Annotated in this window: 19 protein-coding genes; 11 read left to right on the forward strand and 8 right to left on the reverse strand. The window is 69.4% G+C overall.

The features are described 5' to 3' along the window. Positions 1 to 55 precede the first annotated feature (55 nt). From pgl to tkt, 5 genes are read right to left on the reverse strand one after another with little or no spacing between them, the layout of a single operon-like run. A complete protein-coding gene (gene pgl / locus ACWD10_RS19890; protein WP_451092639.1) occupies positions 56 to 841 on the reverse strand; it encodes a 6-phosphogluconolactonase in 786 nt (261 codons plus the stop codon). Then, on the reverse strand, positions 838 to 1,929 hold the full coding sequence (gene opcA / locus ACWD10_RS19895; protein ID WP_451092641.1) for a glucose-6-phosphate dehydrogenase assembly protein OpcA: 1,092 nt from the start codon (positions 1,927 to 1,929) through the stop codon (positions 838 to 840). The genes pgl and opcA overlap by 4 nt, the downstream gene beginning before the upstream one ends. Next, complete coding sequence (gene zwf, locus ACWD10_RS19900) at positions 1,926 to 3,461, reverse strand: glucose-6-phosphate dehydrogenase (protein ID WP_451092643.1); 1,536 nt, start codon at positions 3,459 to 3,461, stop codon at positions 1,926 to 1,928. The genes opcA and zwf overlap by 4 nt, the downstream gene beginning before the upstream one ends. A gap of 3 nt (positions 3,462 to 3,464) precedes the next feature. After that, positions 3,465 to 4,583 (reverse strand): transaldolase, encoded by a 1,119-nt coding sequence (gene tal / locus ACWD10_RS19905; RefSeq protein ID WP_451092645.1) that lies wholly within the window; start codon positions 4,581 to 4,583, stop codon positions 3,465 to 3,467. 37 nt (positions 4,584 to 4,620) lie between these two features. Next, complete coding sequence (gene tkt / locus ACWD10_RS19910) at positions 4,621 to 6,708, reverse strand: transketolase (protein ID WP_451092647.1); 2,088 nt, start codon at positions 6,706 to 6,708, stop codon at positions 4,621 to 4,623. Between the two features lie 425 nt (positions 6,709 to 7,133). Between tkt and ACWD10_RS19915 the strand changes: the two genes are divergently transcribed. The 3 genes from ACWD10_RS19915 (at position 7,134) to ACWD10_RS19925 (ending at position 9,663) form a co-directional block, all read left to right on the forward strand. Continuing rightward, on the forward strand, positions 7,134 to 8,108 hold the full coding sequence (locus ACWD10_RS19915) for a heme o synthase (RefSeq protein WP_451092649.1): 975 nt from the start codon (positions 7,134 to 7,136) through the stop codon (positions 8,106 to 8,108). Positions 8,109 to 8,172: 64 nt separating this feature from the next. Beyond that, entirely contained in the window at positions 8,173 to 8,520 is a 348-nt protein-coding gene (locus ACWD10_RS19920) for a hypothetical protein (protein ID WP_451092651.1), read from the forward strand. A 54-nt stretch (positions 8,521 to 8,574) separates the two neighbouring features. Next, positions 8,575 to 9,663, forward strand: a complete 1,089-nt coding sequence (locus ACWD10_RS19925; protein ID WP_451092652.1) for an amidohydrolase family protein — start codon at positions 8,575 to 8,577, stop codon at positions 9,661 to 9,663. A 23-nt stretch (positions 9,664 to 9,686) separates the two neighbouring features. On the opposite strand, the gene ACWD10_RS19930 is transcribed toward ACWD10_RS19925, so the two are convergent. From ACWD10_RS19930 to ACWD10_RS19940, 3 genes are all read right to left on the reverse strand, one after another. Further along, positions 9,687 to 10,691: a COX15/CtaA family protein gene (locus tag ACWD10_RS19930; RefSeq protein WP_451092712.1), complete on the reverse strand. Its 1,005-nt coding sequence runs from the start codon at positions 10,689 to 10,691 to the stop codon at positions 9,687 to 9,689. A 91-nt stretch (positions 10,692 to 10,782) separates the two neighbouring features. Then, entirely contained in the window at positions 10,783 to 11,574 is a 792-nt protein-coding gene (locus ACWD10_RS19935; protein WP_451092653.1) for an ABC transporter permease, read from the reverse strand. A gap of 112 nt (positions 11,575 to 11,686) precedes the next feature. Beyond that, positions 11,687 to 12,622, reverse strand: a complete 936-nt coding sequence (locus ACWD10_RS19940; protein ID WP_451092655.1) for an ABC transporter ATP-binding protein — start codon at positions 12,620 to 12,622, stop codon at positions 11,687 to 11,689. 156 nt (positions 12,623 to 12,778) lie between these two features. Between ACWD10_RS19940 and ACWD10_RS19945 the strand changes: the two genes are divergently transcribed. From ACWD10_RS19945 to ACWD10_RS19980, 8 genes are read left to right on the forward strand one after another with little or no spacing between them, the layout of a single operon-like run. Next, positions 12,779 to 13,555, forward strand: a complete 777-nt coding sequence (locus tag ACWD10_RS19945; protein WP_451092657.1) for a helix-turn-helix transcriptional regulator — start codon at positions 12,779 to 12,781, stop codon at positions 13,553 to 13,555. Further along, positions 13,552 to 14,976, forward strand: coding sequence for a Fe-S cluster assembly protein SufB (gene sufB, locus ACWD10_RS19950; protein ID WP_451092659.1), 1,425 nt, complete (start codon positions 13,552 to 13,554; stop codon positions 14,974 to 14,976). The genes ACWD10_RS19945 and sufB overlap by 4 nt, the downstream gene beginning before the upstream one ends. 59 nt (positions 14,977 to 15,035) lie before the next feature. Further along, positions 15,036 to 16,217: a Fe-S cluster assembly protein SufD gene (gene sufD / locus ACWD10_RS19955; RefSeq protein ID WP_451092661.1), complete on the forward strand. Its 1,182-nt coding sequence runs from the start codon at positions 15,036 to 15,038 to the stop codon at positions 16,215 to 16,217. After that, entirely contained in the window at positions 16,214 to 16,531 is a 318-nt protein-coding gene (locus tag ACWD10_RS19960) for a non-heme iron oxygenase ferredoxin subunit (RefSeq protein ID WP_451092663.1), read from the forward strand. Before sufD ends, ACWD10_RS19960 begins: the two co-directional genes overlap by 4 nt. A gap of 7 nt (positions 16,532 to 16,538) precedes the next feature. Continuing rightward, positions 16,539 to 17,303 carry a Fe-S cluster assembly ATPase SufC gene (gene sufC / locus ACWD10_RS19965; protein ID WP_451092665.1) on the forward strand — a complete coding sequence of 255 codons (765 nt, stop codon included), beginning with the start codon at positions 16,539 to 16,541 and terminating at the stop codon, positions 17,301 to 17,303. Then, a complete protein-coding gene (locus ACWD10_RS19970) occupies positions 17,300 to 18,568 on the forward strand; it encodes a cysteine desulfurase (RefSeq protein WP_451092667.1) in 1,269 nt (422 codons plus the stop codon). The genes sufC and ACWD10_RS19970 overlap by 4 nt, the downstream gene beginning before the upstream one ends. Before the next feature lie 26 nt (positions 18,569 to 18,594). Continuing rightward, entirely contained in the window at positions 18,595 to 19,068 is a 474-nt protein-coding gene (gene sufU, locus ACWD10_RS19975) for a Fe-S cluster assembly sulfur transfer protein SufU (protein WP_451092669.1), read from the forward strand. After that, positions 19,065 to 19,400: a metal-sulfur cluster assembly factor gene (locus ACWD10_RS19980; RefSeq protein ID WP_451092671.1), complete on the forward strand. Its 336-nt coding sequence runs from the start codon at positions 19,065 to 19,067 to the stop codon at positions 19,398 to 19,400. The genes sufU and ACWD10_RS19980 overlap by 4 nt, the downstream gene beginning before the upstream one ends. Positions 19,401 to 19,520 lie beyond the last annotated feature (120 nt).

The raw sequence follows: 19,520 nt of genomic DNA on the forward strand, positions 1-19,520 counted from the left end.
GGCTGGGGCGGGTGGGTTTTTCTTCCCCAGTCCCGCCCCTTCCCGTAGGGCTGAATTATGGCGACGCCGGGGGATACAAGTCCCTCGGCAGTTGGGACGCTGCCGCGTCGTCCAGGAGCCACAGTGTGCGCGTGCGGCCGTAGGCGCCTGCTGCCGGGGCCTGGAGTTCGCCTGGGCCGGAGAGGGCGATGGCTGCTGCCTTTGCCTTGTCCTCGCCCGCCGCGAGGAGCCAGACCTCGCGGGACGCGCGGATCGCGGGCAGCGTCAGGGAGATGCGGGTCGGTGGCGGTTTGGGGGCGCCGTGGACGCCCACCACCGTTCGCTCCGTCTCGCGGACCGCGGGGTGCTCCGGGAAGAGCGAGGCCACATGGGTGTCCGGGCCCACGCCCAGGAGCAGCACGTCGAAGGACGGCACCGCCGCGTGGTTCTCCGGCCGTGCGGCGGCGGCGAGTTCGGCCGCGTAGGCCTCCGCCGCCGCGTCGGCGTCATTGCCGTACGGGCCGTCCGAGGCGGGCATCGCGTGCACCCGGGCCGGGTCGAGCGGCACCGAGTCGAGCAGTGCCTCGCGGGCCTGGGTGACATTGCGGTCCGGATCGCCCTCGGGCAGGAACCGCTCGTCGCCCCACCACAGGTCCAGGCGATGCCAGTCGATCGCGTCCCGCGCCGGGGACGAACCGAGCGCCTTGAGCAGGCCGTTGCCGTTGCGGCCGCCGGTGAGGACCACGGACGCTGAGCCGCGGGCGGACTGCGCGTCCACGATCCTGGTGATCAGGCGGGCCGCGGCGGCCTGGGCCATCAGCTCCTTGTCGTGATGGACGACCAGTTGCGGAGCCGTACTCATTGCTTCGCCGCCTTGTCCTGTGCGTTCGGCACCTTGCTCCGGGCGTTGCCCGAACTCGGCTTCCTCGCCGAGGACTTGGTGTTCTTCTTCGCCGCCGGGGACGCCTCCACGGGAGTCTCCTCCGACTCCTCCGACTCCTGCGGCACCGTCCGCAGCGACTCCGGCTCGCCGAGCCGCTCCACGCCGAACTTCAGCGCAGAGGCGTACGTGTCGTCCGGGTCCAGGCGGCGCAGCTCCTCGGCGATCAGCTCGGACGTCTCGCGGCGCTTGAGCGCCACCGCGCGGTCCGGCTGCCCCTGCACGGAGAGCGTGGCGAGCGAACCGTCGGCGCGGTCGAGCACGATCGGACCGCAGTTGGTCTGCATCCGTACCGCGGTCAGCCCCGGACCGTCGGACAGCGAGCGCCGCACCGGCACGTCGAGCCGGTCCGCGAGCCACATGGCGAGCAGCTCGCAGCTCGGGTTGTACTCCTCGCCCTCCACCTCGGCGGAGGTGACCTCGCAGGTCACCTGGTCGAGCGCGGCGGCCAGCATGGAGCGCCACGGCGTGATCCGGGTCCACGACAGGTCCGTGTCGCCGGGCGTGTAGGTGTCCGAACGGGCCGCGAGCTCCCGGATGGGCTGCTCGGCGGCGTAGGTGTCGGTCACCCGCCGCTGGGCCAGCGCACCGAGCGGGTCGTGCGCCGGGTCCAGCGGGGCGTTGACCGGCCACCACACCACGACCGGGGCGTCCGGCAGGAGCAGCGGAAGGACCACGGACTGGGCGTGATTCACGACGTCCCCGTAGAGCCGCAGGACGATCGTCTCGCCGGTACCGGCGTCCGCGCCCACCCGTACGTCGGCGTCCAGGCGCGAGGACTGGCGGTCACGGGGCGAGCGCGAGACTCGCTTGATCACGACCAGGGTGCGGGACGGGTGCTCCCTGGACGCCTCGCTGGCCGCCTTGAGCGCGTCGTAGGCGTTCTCCTCGTCGGTGACGATGACCAGCGTGAGCACCATGCCGACGGCCGGCGAGCCGATGGCCCGGCGGCCCTGCACCAGAGCCTTGTTGATCTTGCTGGAGGTGGTGTCCGTAAGGTCGATCTTCATGGCCGACGCCAGCTCCGTCCGTCTCGTTCGAGCATTTCGTCCGCCTCGACGGGTCCCCAGGTGCCCGCAGGGTACTGCGCCGGCTTGTTGGTCTTCTCCCAGTGCTGCTCGATCGGGTCGAGGATGTTCCAGGAGAGCTCGACCTCCTCGGTGCGCGGGAAGAGGTTCGAGTCGCCCAACAGGACGTCCAGGATGAGCCGTTCGTACGCCTCCGGGCTCGACTCCGTGAAGGACTCGCCGTAAGCGAAGTCCATGGACACGTCCCGGACCTCCATCGAGGTGCCGGGCACCTTGGAGCCGAACCGCACGGTCACGCCCTCGTCCGGCTGCACCCGGATCACCAGGGCGTTGTGCCCCAGCTCCTCGGTCGCGGTGTGGTCGAAGGGGGAGTGCGGGGCGCGCTGGAAGACCACGGCGATCTCGGTGACCCGGCGGCCCAGGCGCTTGCCGGTGCGCAGATAGAACGGGACGCCCGCCCAGCGGCGGTTGTCGATCTCCAGCTTTATGGCGGCGTAGGTGTCGGTCGTCGACGCCGGGTCGATGCCGTCCTCTTGGAGGTAGCCGATGACCTTCTCGCCGCCCTGCCAGCCCGGGGCGTACTGGCCGCGCACGGTGCCCTTGGACAGGTCCTTGGGCAGCTTCACGGCGCCGAGGACCTTGGTCTTCTCGGCGGCGAGCGCGTCCGCGTCGAAGGAGGCGGGCTCCTCCATCGCGGTCAGGGCGAGCAGTTGGAGCAGGTGGTTCTGGATGACGTCACGGGCGGCGCCGATGCCGTCGTAGTAGCCGGCGCGGCCGCCGATGCCGATGTCCTCGGCCATGGTGATCTGCACATGGTCGACGTACGACCGGTTCCAGATCGGCTCGAAGAGGGTGTTGGCGAAACGCAGCGCCAGGATGTTCTGGACCGTTTCCTTGCCCAGATAGTGGTCGATGCGGAAGACCTGGTCGGGCTTGAACACCTCGTGCACGATGGCGTTCAGCTCCTGCGCCGAGGCCAGGTCGTGCCCGAAGGGCTTCTCGATGACCGCGCGCCGCCACGAGCCGCCGGACTGGTCGGCCAGGCCGTGCTTCTTGAGCTGCTGCACGACATTGGGGAAGAACTTCGGCGGCACCGACAGATAGAAGGCGAAGTTGCCGCCCGTGCCCTGGGCCTTGTCGAGCTCCTGGATGGTCGACTTGAGTGTCTCGAAGGCCTGGTCGTCGTCGAAGTTGCCCTGCACGAACCGCATGCCCTGGATCAGCTGCTGCCAGACCTCCTCGCGGAAGGGGGTCCGGGCGTGCTCCTTGACCGCGTCGTGCACCTCCTGCGCGAAGTCCTCGTCCTGCCACTCGCGGCGGGCGAAACCGATCAGGGAGAAGCCCGGCGGCAACAGACCCCGGTTCGCGAGGTCGTAGACCGCGGGCATCAGCTTCTTACGGGACAAATCGCCCGTGACGCCGAAGATCACCAGGCCCGACGGCCCCGCGATACGCGGGAGCCGTCGGTCCAGAGCGTCACGAAGCGGGTTGGCTCCGCTGACTGAGGGTGACAATTCTTAGCCCTCCGAAGGGGCGAGAGCGTTCAGCTCCACCTCGGTCGACTTCAGCAGGTCGTTCCAGGACGCCTCGAACTTGTCGACGCCCTCGTCCTCCAGGAGCTGCACCACCTCGTCGTACGAGATGCCGAGCCCGGCCAGCGCGTCGAGCTCGGCGCGGGCCTGCTCGTAGGTGCCGGCGATGGTGTTCCCGTCGACCTGGCCGTGGTGGGCGGCGGCCTGCAGGGTGCCCTCCGGCATGGTGTTCACCGTGTTCGGGGCGACCAGCTCGTCGACGTAGAGGGTGTCCTTGTACTTCGGGTCCTTCACGCCGGTCGAGGCCCACAGCGGGCGCTGCTTGTTGGCGCCCGCCTTGTCCAGGGCCTCCCAGCGCTCGGAGCCGAAGACCTCCTCGTACGCCTGGTAGGCGAGGCGGGCGTTGGCCAGGGCGGCCTTGCCGCGCAGTGCGACGGCCTCGCTGGTGCCGAGGGCGTCGATGCGCTTGTCGATCTCGGTGTCGACGCGGGAGACGAAGAAGGACGCCACCGAGTGGATCTGCGACAGGTCGAGGCCCCGGGCCTTCGCCTTCTCCAGACCGGCCAGGTACGCGTCCATGACCTCGCGGTAGCGCTCAAGGGAGAAGATCAGTGTGACGTTGACGCTGATGCCCTTGCCGATGACCTCGGTGATGGCCGGCAGGCCCGCCTTGGTGGCCGGGATCTTGATGAGGGTGTTGGGCCGGTCGACCAGCCAGGCCAGCTGCTTGGCCTCGGCGACCGTGGCCGCCGTGTTGTGCGCCAGGCGCGGGTCGACCTCGATGGAGACCCGGCCGTCCTTGCCACCGGTGGCGTCGAAGACGGGGCGCAGGATGTCCGCCGCGTCCCGGACATCCGCCGTCGTGATCATCCGGATCGCTTCTTCGACGGTGACCTTGCGGGCGGCGAGGTCGGCCAGCTGCTGCTGGTACCCCTCGCCGGTCGAGATCGCCTTCTGGAAGATCGACGGATTCGTGGTGACGCCCACCACGTGGTCCCTGTCGATGAGTTCGGCGAGATTGCCGGACGTGATGCGCTGGCGCGACAGGTCGTCCAGCCAGATCGCGACACCTTCGTCGGAGAGGCGCTTGAGTGCGTCCGTCATGGGAAATGCATCTCCTACTGTTCTGAATGTACGGGTGTCAGCGCTGTGCGGCCGCAAGGGATTCCCTGGCGGCGGCGGCCACCGCGTCGGCGGTGAAGCCGAATTCCTTGAACAGGACCTTGCCGTCGGCGGAGGCGCCGAAGTGCTCGAGCGAGACGATCCGCCCGGCGTCCCCGACATACCGGTGCCAGGTCAGACCGACCCCGGCCTCCACGGCCACACGCGCCTTCACGGCGGCCGGAAGGACGCTCTCCCGGTACTCCTGGTCCTGCTCCTCGAACCACTCCACGCACGGCATCGACACCACGCGCGTGGGGATCCCGGCGGCCTGGAGCTGCTCGCGGGCCTCGACCGCCAGCTGCACCTCGGAGCCGGTGCCGATCAGGACGACCTCCGGCTTGCCACCGTCGGCCTCGAAGAGCACGTAACCACCCTTGGCGGCCTGCTCGTTGCGCTCGTACGTCGGCACGCCCTGGCGGGTCAGCGCGAGCCCGTGCGGGGCGCTCTTGCCGAAGTCCTTCTTGCCGCGCCCCAGGATCTCGCGCCAGGCGATCGCCGTCTCGTTCGCGTCCGCCGGGCGTACGACATTGAGGCCCGGGATGGCGCGCAGCGAGGCCAGGTGCTCGATGGGCTGGTGGGTCGGGCCGTCCTCGCCCAGACCGATCGAGTCGTGGGTCCAGACGTACGTCACCGGAAGGTGCATCAGGGCCGAAAGGCGCACGGCGTTGCGCATGTAGTCGGAGAACACCAGGAAGGTGCCGCCGTAGATGCGGGTGTGACCGTGCAGCGCGATGCCGTTCATGGCGGCGGCCATGGCGTGCTCGCGGATGCCGAAGTGGATCGTGCGGCCGTACGGGTCGGCCTCCGGCAGCGGGTTGCCCTTGGGCAGGAACGAACTGGTCTTGTCGATCGTGGTGTTGTTGGAACCGGCCAGGTCGGCCGAGCCGCCCCACAGCTCCGGGACCACCGCGCCGAGCGCCTGCAGGACCTTGCCGGAGGCGGCACGCGTGGCGACGCCCTTGCCGGTCTCGAACTCGGGGAGCTTCTCCTCCCAGCCGGTCGGCAGCTCGCCCGCGTTGATCCGGTCGAAGTCGGCGGCGCGCTCCGGGTTGGCGGTGCGCCATTCCTGGAGCGACTTCTCCCACTCCGCCCGGTCCTCGCGGGCGCGGTCCACGGCCTTGCGGGTGTGCGCGATGACCTCGTCGGCGACCTCGAAGGACTGCTCCGGGTCGAAGCCCAGGACGCGCTTGGTGGCGGCGACCTCGTCGTCGCCGAGCGCCGAGCCGTGCGCCGCCTCGGTGTTCTGCGCGTGCGGGGCCGGCCAGGCGATGATCGAGCGGGCGGCGATGAACGACGGACGCTCGGTCTCGGCCTTGGCCGCCTGCAGCGCCTTGAACAGACCCTCCGGGTCGAGGTCACCGCTGGGCAGCTGCTCGACACGCTGGACGTGCCAGCCGTACGCCTCGTAGCGCTTGCAGACGTCCTCGGAGACCGCGGTCTCCGTGTCGCCCTCGATGGAGATGTGGTTGTCGTCCCACAGCATCACGAGGTTGCCGAGCTTCTGGTGCCCGGCGAGCGAGGACGCCTCCGCGGAAATACCTTCCTGCAGGCAGCCGTCACCGGCGAGCACGAAGATCGTGTGGTCGAACGGCGAGGTGCCCGGGGCGGCCTCCGGGTCGAACAGGCCGCGCTCGTAGCGGGCGGCCATCGCCATGCCCACCGCGTTGGCCACGCCCTGGCCGAGCGGGCCCGTGGTGGTCTCCACACCGGTGGTGTGGCCGTACTCCGGGTGCCCCGGGGTCTTCGAGCCCCAGGTGCGGAACGCCTTGAGGTCGTCGAGCTCAAGGCCGTACCCGGCGAGGTACAGCTGGATGTACAGCGTCAGTGACGAGTGCCCGGCAGAGAGGACGAACCGGTCGCGGCCCACCCAGTCGGCGTCGGCCGGGTCATGGCGCATCACCTTCTGAAAGAGGGTGTACGCGGCCGGGGCCAGGCTCATGGCCGTACCGGGATGGCCGTTACCGACCTTCTGTACGGCATCGGCGGCCAGGACGCGGACGGTGTCGACTGCCCGCTGGTCCAGATCGGTCCACTCGAGGTCTGTGGTGGTCGGCTTGGTGCTCACCCTGGGTCAGGGCTCCTCTCCACATGCTCTACAGGTCGAACCCCGGCGACAGGAGGGTGCCGGGCGCTGTCGAGCCTACCGCCGCTGGAACGCGGAAATAGCCGCCAGATCCCAGAGTGGCGGGGCTCTGGCAGGTTCGCCTCCCCAGCGCTCTGACGTGCGCCTACTTGTCCGTTTGAGCTCGCTCCGACGTGCGCCTCCTGGTCCATTTGAGCTTCCGCAGGCGAGGCGCCTTTGCAGCCTGCGACGGGGCCGGTTATACGACGCCGAATACGGCTCTCAAGAGCGCGACCAACACGACCGACCCCCGCGAAGGGCCGGATGAGGGCAACGTCTAGAGTGGCGTGGTACGCGCGAGCCTTTACCGGGTGTTCACATCCCGGGGGACATCTGTGGCTCGCTGGGAGTCTCTTTCAGGGGTGTGCGTGACGGCCGTTGAATCCCGTCCAGCGGGAGGGGGTACCACCCACGCCCATAAGGCAGTGGGGGAGCTCGGGGCGGTTCCAAGTCATCGGCCGTTCGGGGCCCGTGTCATGGGGTTCGTGGCGCTGACCAAGCCACGCATCATCGAACTGCTGCTCATCACGACCGTGCCGGTCATGTTCCTCGCACAGCAGGGCGTGCCCAACCTGTGGCTGGTGCTCGCCACCTGCTTCGGCGGCTACCTGTCCGCGGGCGGCGCGAACGCGCTGAACATGTACATCGACCGGGACATCGACGCGCTGATGGACCGCACCTCGCAGCGTCCGCTCGTCACCGGTCTGGTCAGCCCGCGCGAGGGCCTCGTCTTCGGCATCGCGCTCGCCGTGGTCTCGACGCTCTGGTTCGGCTTCCTCGTCAACTGGCTCTCCGCCGGGCTCGCGTTGGGCGCGCTGCTCTTCTACGTCATCGTCTACACGATGATCCTGAAGCGGCGGACCTCGCAGAACATCGTGTGGGGCGGCATCGCGGGCTGCATGCCCGTGCTGATCGGCTGGTCCTCGGTGACGAACTCCCTGTCGTGGGCCGCCGCCATCCTCTTCCTGGTCATCTTCTTCTGGACGCCGCCGCACTATTGGCCGCTGTCGATGAAGGTCAAGGACGACTACGCGCGCGTGGGCGTCCCGATGCTCCCGGTGCTCGCCACCAACAAGGTCGTCGCCCGCCAGATCGTCCTCTACAGCTGGGTGATGGTCGCGGTCTCGCTGCTGCTCACCCCGCTCGGCTACACCGGCTGGTTCTACACCGCGGTGGCGGTGCTCACCGGTGGCTTCTGGCTCTGGGAGGCGCACGCGCTTCAGGCGCGCGCGAAGGCCGGGGTGACCGGGGCGAAGCTCAAGGAGATGCGGCTCTTCCACTGGTCGATCACGTACGTGTCGCTGCTGTTTGTGGCGGTGGCCGTGGATCCGTTCCTGCGCTGAGCCGATCCCTTCCTGCTCCGGAAGGCCATTGCCGCATCTGATTACCGGCGAGTAGCATCGGCGTATGGCAGACACCAAGGTCGAAGAGACGGGCGGCGCGGACGCCCGCGCGGAGCGTCAGGCGGGCAAGCTCGCCAAGGAGATCGGCGCCTTCGCCAAGGAGCACGGCGGCGCCGAGGCACAGGTCGCGTATGTCGGGCAGCGCGGCGCGCGGATCGTGCTCGTGGGCGAGGACGGCGGCTGGGGTGATCTCTTCGCCACCTCGTACGCGGTCGCGGAAAAGGCGGTCGAGAAGGCCGGTGTCACCGTGCACGAGGACTTCGACGGCGAGTTCGCGGCCAAGGTCACGACCGGCCCGTACGAATGGACGCGGATGGCAGGCATCCAGCTCGGAGGCCCGAGCAACACCTGAGGCGGGGTTCACCCGTTAGGACCGTAGGAGACCGGTCCACCACAGGGAGTCCGGATGATCGAAGCGCCGCCCCTCGTGGACCAGTACTGCCACGGCGTGCTCCGCACCGAGCTGGGCCTCGGCACCTTCGAGGCGCACCTCGGCCGGGGCGAGGGCCCGCCCGCCCCAGGCACCACCTTCTTCGACACCCAGACCGGGTTCGCGGTACGCCGCTGGTGTCCCCCGCTGCTCGGCCTCGAGCCGCACTGCCCACCGGCCCGCTATCTGGCCCGGCGCCGCGAACTGGGCGTCGTCGAGGCGGGGCGGCGGCTCCTGCGGGCCACCGGTATCAGCACCTATCTGGTCGACACGGGGCTGCCCGGCGACCTCATGGGTCCGCCCGAACTGGCCGCCGCGGGCGCGGCCGAGGCCCACGAAATCGTCCGCCTGGAACTCCTCGCCGAGCAGGTCGCCGACACCTCCGGCACCGTCGAGTCCTTCCTCGCCAACCTCGCCGAGTCCGTGCACGGCGCGGCGTCCGGCGCCGTCGCGTTCGCCTCCGTCGCGGGGGTCCGGCACGGGCTCTCGCTCGCGCCCGAGCCGCCCGGGGCGGGGGAGGTGCGCGGGGCCGCAGCCCGCTGGCTGGCCGGTCGGAGGGTCGGCGGGCAGCTCGACGACCCCGTACTGCTTCGGCATCTGCTGTGGATCGCGGTCGCGTCCGGGCGGCCGCTTCAGCTGCACCTCGGCTCCGGCGACCCGCAGCGGTACGTCGACACGTTCGCCCGCGCCACGGCCGGGCTCGGCACCGATGTGGTGCTGCTGCACGGGTACCCGTACCACCGGCAGGCCGCGCAGCTGGCCGGGGCCTTCCCACATGTGTACGCCGACCTGGGACCTGCCCTGGTGCGGACCGGGGCGCGGGCGGCGACGCTCCTCGCGGAGGTCCTCGAGCTGGCGCCGTTCGGGAAGCTGCTCTTCTCCAGCGGCGCTCAGGGGCTGCCGGAGCTGCATGTGGTCGGCGCCGAGTTGTTCCGTGAGGCGCTGCGGCGGGTGCTCGGCGGGTGGGTGGCCGAGGGCGCCTGGTCGCGCGGGGACGCGGACCGGGTCGCGGGGCTGATCGGGGCGGGGAACGCGCGGCGGGTGTACGGGCTGACGGAGGCCTGAGCCCGGCTCCCGGGAATCCGCCCTCAGGCCGACGCCGCTACCGGCTCCGCCTGGGCCGGGATATCCCGCTCCGCGAGCGGGCGTTCGCGCAGCGCGAGCAGCACCCGGATCGCCGCGATCCACACCAGGCACGAGCCCAGCATGTGCGCGCCGACCAGGACTTCGGGCAGGTCCGTGAAGTACTGCACGTACCCGATCACGCCCTGCGCGAGCAGGATCAGGAAGAGGTCGCGGGTGCGGTCGCGCGGGCCCTTGGGGGCGTCGACGGCCTTGAGGACGAACCACAGCGCCACGGTCAGGGTCACCACGACCCAGGCCAGGACCGCGTGCAGCTTGGTGACGGACTCCCAGTCCACCGGCATCCGCGGTACGTCGCTGGAGTCACCGGCGTGCGGGCCCGCGCCGGTCACGACCGTGCCGACGGCGACGAGCAGCCCCGCGGTGACGATCAGGATCCGGACCAGCTGGCTCACCGCCTTGCCGACCAGGGGCCGGGGCGCGGCGTCGCCCTCGCGGGTGCGGATCCACATCACGGTCGCCACGGTGATCAGCGAGGTGGAGAGCAGGAAGTGCGCCGCCACCGTGTACGGGTTGAGGCCGACGAGGACGACGATGCCGCCGAGGATCGCATTGCCCATCACGACCCAGAACTGGGTCCAGCCGAGCCGGGTCAGGCCGCGGCGCATCGGCTTCTGCGCGCGGGCCGCGATGATCGCCCAGCCGACCGCCGCGCACAGCACGTACGTCAGCATGCGGTTGCCGAACTCGATGGCGCCGTGCAGCCCCATCTCGCTGGTCGCGGTGAGGGAGTCGGCGGTGCACTTCGGCCAGGTCGGGCAGCCGAGGCCGGATCCGGTCAGGCGTACGGCGCCGCCGGTCACCACGATGACGGTGCTCATGATGAGGGCGGAGAGGGCCGCGAGCCGGACGGTCCGGGGTTCGGGGGTCCAGCGCTCGGCGATGAAGGCCAGCGGATTGCGCGCGGCTCGAGCCAGTTCGGCTCCGGTCAACTTCGGCACGCGCACCATCGTAGAGGGGGCCTTGTGCATGCATTCACGAGGGGGAGCCAAGGGGCCGGGGGAGCCGAACCGGGCCGAACCGGGCCGGACCGGCCGGGGGTTACTCCCAGCGGAAGAACCGGGCGGCCGCGCCGAGCCCGAGCACCGCCCACACCCCGAGGATCCCGACCGCGCCCCACGGCAGCCCCGCCCCGTCCCTGAGCACATCGCGCAGCCCGTCCGAGAGTGCCGAGATCGGAAGCAGGCCGAGGACCGCCTGTGCGGCGTCCGGGAACTTGTCGAGCGGCACGATCACGCCGCCGCCGACGAGGAGCAGCAGGAAGACCAGGTTCGCCGCGGCGAGCGTGGCCTCGGCCTTGAGGGTCCCGGCCATCAGCAGGCCGAGCCCGGAGAAGGCCGCCGTGCCCAGGACGAGCAACAGGAGTACGGCCACCGGGTTGCCCTGCGGCGACCAGCCGAGAGCCAGTGCGATCGCCGTGAGCAGCGCGACCTGGAGTACCTCGGTGACCAGGACCGACAGGGTCTTCGCGGTCATCAGCGCCCAGCGCGGCAGCGGCGAGGCGCCGAGCCGCTTGAGCACGCCGTACCGCCGCTCGAAGCCGGTCGCGATGGCCTGCCCGGTGAAGGCCGTGGACATCACGGCGAGCGCGAGCACGCCCGGAGCCAGGAAGTCCACCGCCTTCCCGCTACCCGTGTCGACGATGTCCACCGTCGAGAACAGCACGAGCAGCAGGGACGGGATGATCACGGTCAGGAGCAACTGCTCGCCGTTGCGCAGCAGCATCTTCGTCTCGAGGGCCGCTTGCGCCGCGATCATCCGCCCGACGGGGGCGGCCCCCGGCTTCGGCGCGTACGTCCCGGTGCGCGCGTCCGTATGCGTATCCGCGGTCATCCGCGCAGCTCCTTACCGGTCAGCTCCAAGCTGTGTCTTCCCGGGGGACGCTGCATCCGACAGCGACTCCGCCGCGGGCCGGACCCCCGGCCGAGCTCCACGCCATCCCGCATCACGATCGCAGCTCCTTGCCGGTGAGCTCCAAGAACACGTCCTCCAGGGTGTGCCGCTCCACCGAGATCCTGTCCGGGAGTACGCCGTGCTGGGCGCACCAGGACGTGACGGTGGCGAGCAGCTGGGGGTCGACGGTGCCGGTGACGCGGTACGAGCCCGGGGTGAGCTCGGCCGCGGCGGTGTCCTTCGGCAGGGCCTTGAGCAGCGCGGCTATGTCCAGGCCCGGGCGGCCGCTGAAGCGCAGGGTGTTCTCGGCGCCGCCCTTGCAGAGCTGCTCGGGGCTGCCCTGGGCGACGACCCGGCCCGCGTCGATGATCGCCACGTCGTCGGCGAGCTGCTCGGCCTCGTCCATGAAGTGCGTGGTGAGGATCACCGAGACGCCGTCGGTACGCAGCTCGCGCACCAGGTCCCAGGTGGTGCGGCGGGCCTGCGGGTCGAGGCCCGCGGTCGGCTCGTCCAGGAAGACCAGCTCGGGGCGGCCGACCACCGCCATGGCCAGGGCGAGCCGCTGCTGCTGTCCGCCGGACAGGCGCCGGTAGGTCGTACGACCGCAGCTGCCCAGACCCAGGCGCTCGATGAGGGCGTCCACGTTCAGCGGGTGGGCGTGCAGCTTCGCCATATGGCGCAGCATCTCGTCGGCGCGGGCACCCGAATAGACGCCGCCGGACTGCAGCATCACGCCGATCCGGGGCCGCAGCTCGGCGGCCTGGGCGACCGGGTCGAGGCCGAGGACGCGGACCTCGCCGGCGTCGGGGCGCCGGTAGCCCTCACAGGTCTCGACGGTCGTGGTCTTACCGGCGCCGTTGGGTCCGAGTACGGCGGTGATCCCCGCGGATGCCGTGAGGTCGAGGCCGTCGACCGCGGTTTTCGATCCGTACCGCTTGACCAGGCCGCGTACCTGGAGGACGCCGCCATCGACGGGCTCTTCATGCATGCCGGGAAGTCTAGGAGGTCGTACGGAGCTCCTGACGGCGGGCCGGGAACGCCGTAGGAACGTACGCAAATTAGGTAAACCTTAGTGATTGAGGCCACCGGACCGGTGGTTGGACGCCGCTTGTCGGCCGCCGAGGAATTACGCAACAATGGCGTTGTGAAAAACGTTGGCGAGGCCCCGCAGGAGGAACTCGCGACCGGGGAGCGCAGTACGCGCAACCGGGTCGCGCGATCCATCCTGGACCACGGCCCGTCCACCGTGGCCGAGCTCGCCGGCCGCCTCGGACTCACCCAGGCGGCCGTTCGGCGGCACCTTGACGCACTGGTCGCCGACGATGTCGTAACCCCGCGTGAGCAGCGGGTGTACGGTGCGCGCTCGCGTGGGCGGCCCGCCAAGGTGTTCGCCCTGACCGACGGCGGCCGGGACGCCTTCGACCAGTCATACGACAAGCTCGCCGCCGACGCGCTGCGCTGGATCTCCCAGTCGGCGGGCGGCGGAGAGCTCGGGGACGCGGCGGTCGCGGCCTTCGCCCGGGCCCGCCTCGCCGCCTCCGCGCAGAAGTACCGCGAGCAGCTCGAGGCCGCCGAGCCCGGGCGGCGCACGGAGGCCCTGGCCAAGGCGCTGACGGCCGACGGGTACGCTGCTACGGCGCGTAGCGCGCCCCTCCCGCACATGGGTGAGCAGCTGTGTCAGCACCACTGCCCGGTCGCTCATGTCGCCGAGCAGTTCCCCCAGCTCTGTGAGGCGGAGACGGAATTTTTCAGCCGTCTGCTCGGTACGCATGTGCAACGACTAGCCACCATCGCCCACGGGGACGGGGTGTGCACCACCTTCATTCCCCGTAAAGAGCCCCCAGAGGCCGTCCGGCCACGGCGGCACCAACCGAAGACCACCACAGCATCTGCAAGCACGGCCGGGAGGAACCCCGCATGACTCTCCCCATCGAGGAGACTGCCCACCCTGAGCTCGAGGGTCTGGGCAAGTACGAATTTGGCTGGGCCGACTCCGACGAGGCCGGTGCCGCAGCGAAGCGCGGTCTGAACGAGGACGTCGTCCGCGACATCTCCGACAAGAAGTCCGAGCCGGAGTGGATGACCAAGCTCCGCCTCAAGGGCCTGCGGCTCTTCGAGAAGAAGCCCATGCCGACCTGGGGTTCGGACCTGTCGGGCATCGACTTCGACAACATCAAGTACTTCGTGCGCTCCACGGAGAAGCAGGCGGAGTCCTGGGAGGACCTGCCCGAGGACATCAAGAACACGTACGACAAGCTCGGCATCCCGGAGGCGGAGAAGCAGCGCCTCGTCGCGGGTGTCGCGGCGCAGTACGAGTCGGAGGTCGTCTACCACCAGATCCGCGAGGACCTGGAGGAGCAGGGCGTCATCTTCCTGGACACCGACACCGCGCTGAAGGAGCACCCGGAGCTCTTCAAGGAGTACTTCGGGACCGTCATCCCGGTCGGCGACAACAAGTTCGCCTCGCTGAACTCCGCCGTGTGGTCCGGTGGCTCGTTCATCTACGTGCCGAAGGGCGTGCACGTCGAGATCCCGCTCCAGGCCTACTTCCGGATCAACACCGAGAACATGGGCCAGTTCGAGCGGACCCTGATCATCGTCGACGAGGGCGCGTACGTGCACTACGTCGAGGGCTGCACCGCGCCGATCTACAAGTCGGACTCGCTGCACTCCGCGGTCGTCGAGATCATCGTCAAGAAGAACGCCCGCTGCCGGTACACGACCATCCAGAACTGGTCGAACAACGTCTACAACCTGGTCACCAAGCGCGCCGTCGCCTACGAGGGCGCGACCATGGAGTGGGTCGACGGCAACATCGGCTCCAAGGTGACGATGAAGTACCCGGCCGTCTACCTGATGGGCGAGCACGCCAAGGGCGAGACCCTGTCCATCGCCTTCGCGGGCGAGGGCCAGCACCAGGACGCCGGCGCGAAGATGGTGCACATGGCGCCGAACACCTCGTCCAACATCGTCTCCAAGTCGGTGGCGCGAGGCGGCGGCCGCACCTCGTACCGCGGTCTGATCGAGATCGGCGAGGGCGCCCCGGGTGCCAAGTCGAACGTCCTGTGTGACGCCCTGCTCGTCGACACCATCTCCCGCTCGGACACGTACCCGTACGTGGACGTGCGCGAGGACGACGTGTCCATGGGCCACGAGGCCACCGTCTCCAAGGTCTCCGAGGACCAGCTCTTCTACCTGATGAGCCGCGGTCTGACCGAGTTCGAGGCGATGGCGATGATCGTGCGCGGCTTCGTCGAGCCGATCGCCAAGGAGCTGCCCATGGAGTACGCCCTTGAGCTCAACCGGCTGATCGAGCTGCAGATGGAGGGCGCGGTCGGCTGACCGCCCACTCCGTTCGCCAGCATCTGACTTGACGTAAGAAAGCGAGCACTACGACAGCCATGGCTGAGGCTCAGAACATCCCGGTGGGCTCCACCACCGCCGGCTCGATCGCGGTTGCCGCCGAGTCGACCGTCGCCACGCGCATGAGCGCGCCCCCGTCGTTCGACGTGGCCGACTTCCCCGTGCCGCACGGCCGCGAGGAGGAGTGGCGGTTCACCCCGCTCGACCGCCTCAAGGGCCTGCACGACGGCACCGCGAAGGCCGACGGCGCGATCAAGGCCGAGATCGACGCGCCCGACGGCGTCACCGTCGAGTCCGTCGGCCGGGAGGACGCGCGCATCGGCAAGGCGGGCACGCCCGTCGACCGGATCGCCGCCCAGGCGTTCTCGTCCTTCGAGAAGGCCACCGTCGTCTCGGTCCCCAAGGAGCAGGTGCTCACCGAGCCCGTGCGGGTCACCCTGCACGGCCAGGGCGGCACCACCTTCGGGCACACCGTCTTCGACATCGGCGCCTTCGCCGAGGTTGTCATCATCATCGACCACACCGGTGACGCCGTCCGGGCCGCCAACGTCGACTTCCTGCTCGGCGACGGCGCCAAGGTCACGGTCGTCTCGGTGCAGGACTGGGACGACACCGCGGTGCACGTCTCGCAGCACAACGCTCTCGTCGGCCGGGACGCCTCGTTCAAGTCGGTCGTCGTGACCTTCGGCGGCGACCTGGTGCGGCTGCACCCGCGCGTGCGGTACGCCGGTCCTGGCGGCGAGGCCGAGCTGTACGGCCTCTACTTCACCGACGCCGGCCAGCACCAGGAGCACCGCCTCCTGGTCGACCACAACGTCCCGCACTGCAAGTCCAACGTCGCCTACAAGGGCGCGCTGCAGGGCGACGACGCGCACGCCGTGTGGATCGGCGACGTCCTCATCGAGGCCGCCGCCGAGGGCACGGACACGTACGAGATGAACCGCAACCTGGTTCTGACCGACGGCGCCCGGGTCGACTCCGTGCCGAACCTGGAGATCGAGACCGGCGAAATCGTCGGCGCGGGCCACGCCAGCGCCACCGGCCGGTTCGACGACGAGCAGCTCTTCTACCTGATGGCCCGCGGCATCGCGGAGCACGAGGCCCGCCGCCTGGTGGTCCGCGGCTTCTTCGCCGAGCTGGTTCAGCAGATCGGTGTCCCCGACATCGAGGAGCGGCTCATCGCCAAGATCGAAGAGGAGCTGGAGGCGTCCGTCGCATGACCTTCGTACGCGTCTGTGGACTCAGCGAGCTCGAAGAGGACACCCCGAAGCGGGTGGAACTCGACGGCACGCCGGTCTCGGTCGTCCGTACGGAGGGCGAGGTGTTCGCCATCTACGACATCTGCTCGCATGCGAACGTCTCGCTTTCCGAGGGCGAGGTCGAGGACTGCCAGATCGAGTGCTGGCTGCACGGCTCGTCCTTCGACCTGCGTACCGGTAAGCCGTCCGGCCTGCCCGCGACGCGCCCCGTCCCCGTATACCCCGTAAAGATCGAAGGGGACGACGTGCTCGTCTCCCTCACCCAGGAGTCCTGAGGCACCCATGGCAACGCTTGAAATCCGAGACCTGCACGTCACCGTCGAGGCCGACAACGCCACGAAGGAGATCCTCAAGGGTGTCGACCTGACCGTGAAGCAGGGCGAGACCCACGCCATCATGGGCCCGAACGGCTCCGGCAAGTCGACGCTCGCCTACTCCCTCGCGGGTCACCCCAAGTACACGATCACCTCCGGCACCGTCACGCTCGACGGCGAGGACGTCCTGGAGATGTCCGTCGACGAGCGCGCCCGCGCCGGTCTGTTCCTCGCCATGCAGTACCCGGTCGAGGTTCCCGGTGTGTCCGTCTCCAACTTCCTGCGTACGTCCGCCACGGCCGTGCGCGGCGAGGCGCCCAAGCTGCGTACCTGGGTGAAGGAGGTCAAGGAGGCCATGGAGCGCCTCAACATGGACCCGTCCTTCGCCGAGCGGAACGTCAACGAGGGCTTCTCCGGCGGTGAGAAGAAGCGCCACGAGATCCTCCAGCTCGAGCTGCTCAAGCCGAAGTTCGCGGTCCTCGACGAGACCGACTCCGGCCTGGACGTCGACGCCCTGCGCACCGTCTCCGAGGGCGTCAACCGCGTCCGCGAGACCGGCGAGGTCGGCACCCTGCTCATCACCCACTACACGCGCATCCTGCGCTACATCAAGCCCGACCACGTGCACGTGTTCGCGGCCGGCCGGATCGCCGAGTCCGGCGGCCCGGAGCTCGCGGACAAGCTGGAGGCCGAGGGCTACGAGGCATACACGAAGGGTGGCGTATCCGCGTGACAGAGGCCCATCAGGGGCTCACCGGCCTCCTCGACACCGAGGCGATCCGCAAGGACTTCCCGATCCTGGATCGCACGATCCACGACGGCAAGAAGCTCGTGTACCTGGACAACGCGGCGACCTCGCAGACGCCGCGCCAGGTGCTCGACGTACTCACCGAGTACTACGAGCTGCACAACGCCAATGTCCACCGCGGCGTGCACGTCCTCGCCGAGGAGGCCACGGCGCTGTACGAAGGCGCGCGGGACAAGGTCGCGGAGTTCATCAACGCCCCGAGCCGGGACGAGGTGATCTTCACCAAGAACGCCTCGGAGTCGCTCAACCTCGTTGCCAACATGCTGGGTTGGGCCGATGAGCCGTACCGCGTGGACAGCGACACCGAGATCGTCATCACGGAGATGGAGCACCACTCCAACATCGTTCCGTGGCAGCTGCTCGCGCAGCGCACGGGAGCGAAGCTGAAGTGGTTCGGCCTGACGGACGACGGCCGCCTGGACCTCTCGAACATCAACGAGGTCATCACCGAGAAGACGAAGATCGTCTCCTTCGTCCTGGTCTCCAACATCCTGGGCACGCTCAACCCGGTCGAGGCGATCGTCCGGCGCGCCCAGGAGGTCGGTGCCCTGGTCTGCATCGACGCCTCGCAGGCCGCCCCGCACATGCCGATGGACGTGCAGGCGCTCCAGGCCGACTTCGTGGCCTTCACCGGCCACAAGATGTGCGGCCCGACCGGCATCGGCGTGCTGTGGGGACGGCAGGAGCTCCTGGAGGACCTGCCTCCGTTCCTCGGCGGCGGCGAGATGATCGAGACGGTGTCCATGCACTCCTCGACGTACGCCCCCGCGCCGCACAAGTTCGAGGCGGGCACGCCCCCGATCGCGCAGGCCGTGGGCCTCGGCGCGGCCGTGGACTACCTCTCGTCGATCGGCATGGACAAGATCGCGCGCCATGAGCACGCGATCACCGAGTACGCCGTGAGGCGCCTCGTCGAGGTCCCGGACCTGAAGATCATCGGGCCCGTGACCGCCGAGGACCGCGGCGCCGCGATCTCCTTCACGCTCGGCGACATCCACCCGCACGACGTGGGTCAGGTCCTCGACGAGCTGGGCATCGCGGTCCGGGTCGGCCACCACTGCGCGCGGCCGGTCTGCCTGCGGTACGGAATTCCTGCGACCACGCGAGCGTCGTTCTATCTGTACTCCACGCCGGCCGAGGTGGACGCCTTGGTCGACGGCCTGGAGCACGTACGGAACTTCTTCGGCTGAGGACAGGCAGAGGACAGGGCTTACTGGTGAAGCTGGACTCCATGTACCAGGACGTGATCCTGGACCACTACAAGCACCCCCACGGGCGCGGTCTGCGGGACGGCGACGCGGAGGTGCACCACGTCAATCCGACGTGCGGCGACGAGATCACGCTCCGGGTGAAGTACGACGGCGAGCGCATCGCCGATGTGTCGTACGAGGGCCAGGGCTGCTCGATCAGCCAGGCGAGCGCATCCGTTCTGAACGAACTGCTCGTCGGCAAGGAGCTGGCCGAGGCGCGGAAGATCCAGGACGTGTTCCTGGAACTGATGCAGTCCAAGGGCAAGATCGAGCCGGACGACGAGATGGAGGAGATCCTGGAGGACGCGGTCGCGTTCGCCGGGGTCTCCAAGTACCCGGCACGCGTCAAATGTGCTCTGCTGAGCTGGATGGCGTGGAAGGACGCGACGGCCCAGGCGTTCGGCGAGGCCGAAGCCGCGCCCGAGAGGAAGACGGCATGACCGACGAGACCGCAACCCTGAAGCCGGCCTCCGAGGAGGAGGTCCGCGAGGCGCTGATGGACGTCGTCGACCCCGAACTGGGCATCGACGTCGTCAACCTGGGCCTCATCTACGGCATCCACGTCGACGAGTCGAACATCGCGACCATCGACATGACGCTGACGTCCGCGGCCTGTCCGCTGACGGACGTCATCGAGGACCAGGCCAAGTCCGCGACCGAGGGCCTCGTCAACGAGCTCCGGATCAACTGGGTCTGGATGCCGCCGTGGGGTCCGGACAAGATCACGGATGATGGGCGGGAGCAGCTGCGGGCGTTGGGGTTCAACGTCTGAGGCTGCACACGCTCAGGAGGGGCGGCTGCCCGGATACGCCCCACCCTTCGGTCACCATGAGCCCGACCAGAGCGGTTGCCGCCGATGCCGCCAGGGCCGTCAACTCGGCTTCCACACATC

This window comes from Streptomyces sp. NPDC002851 (assembly GCF_053591935.1).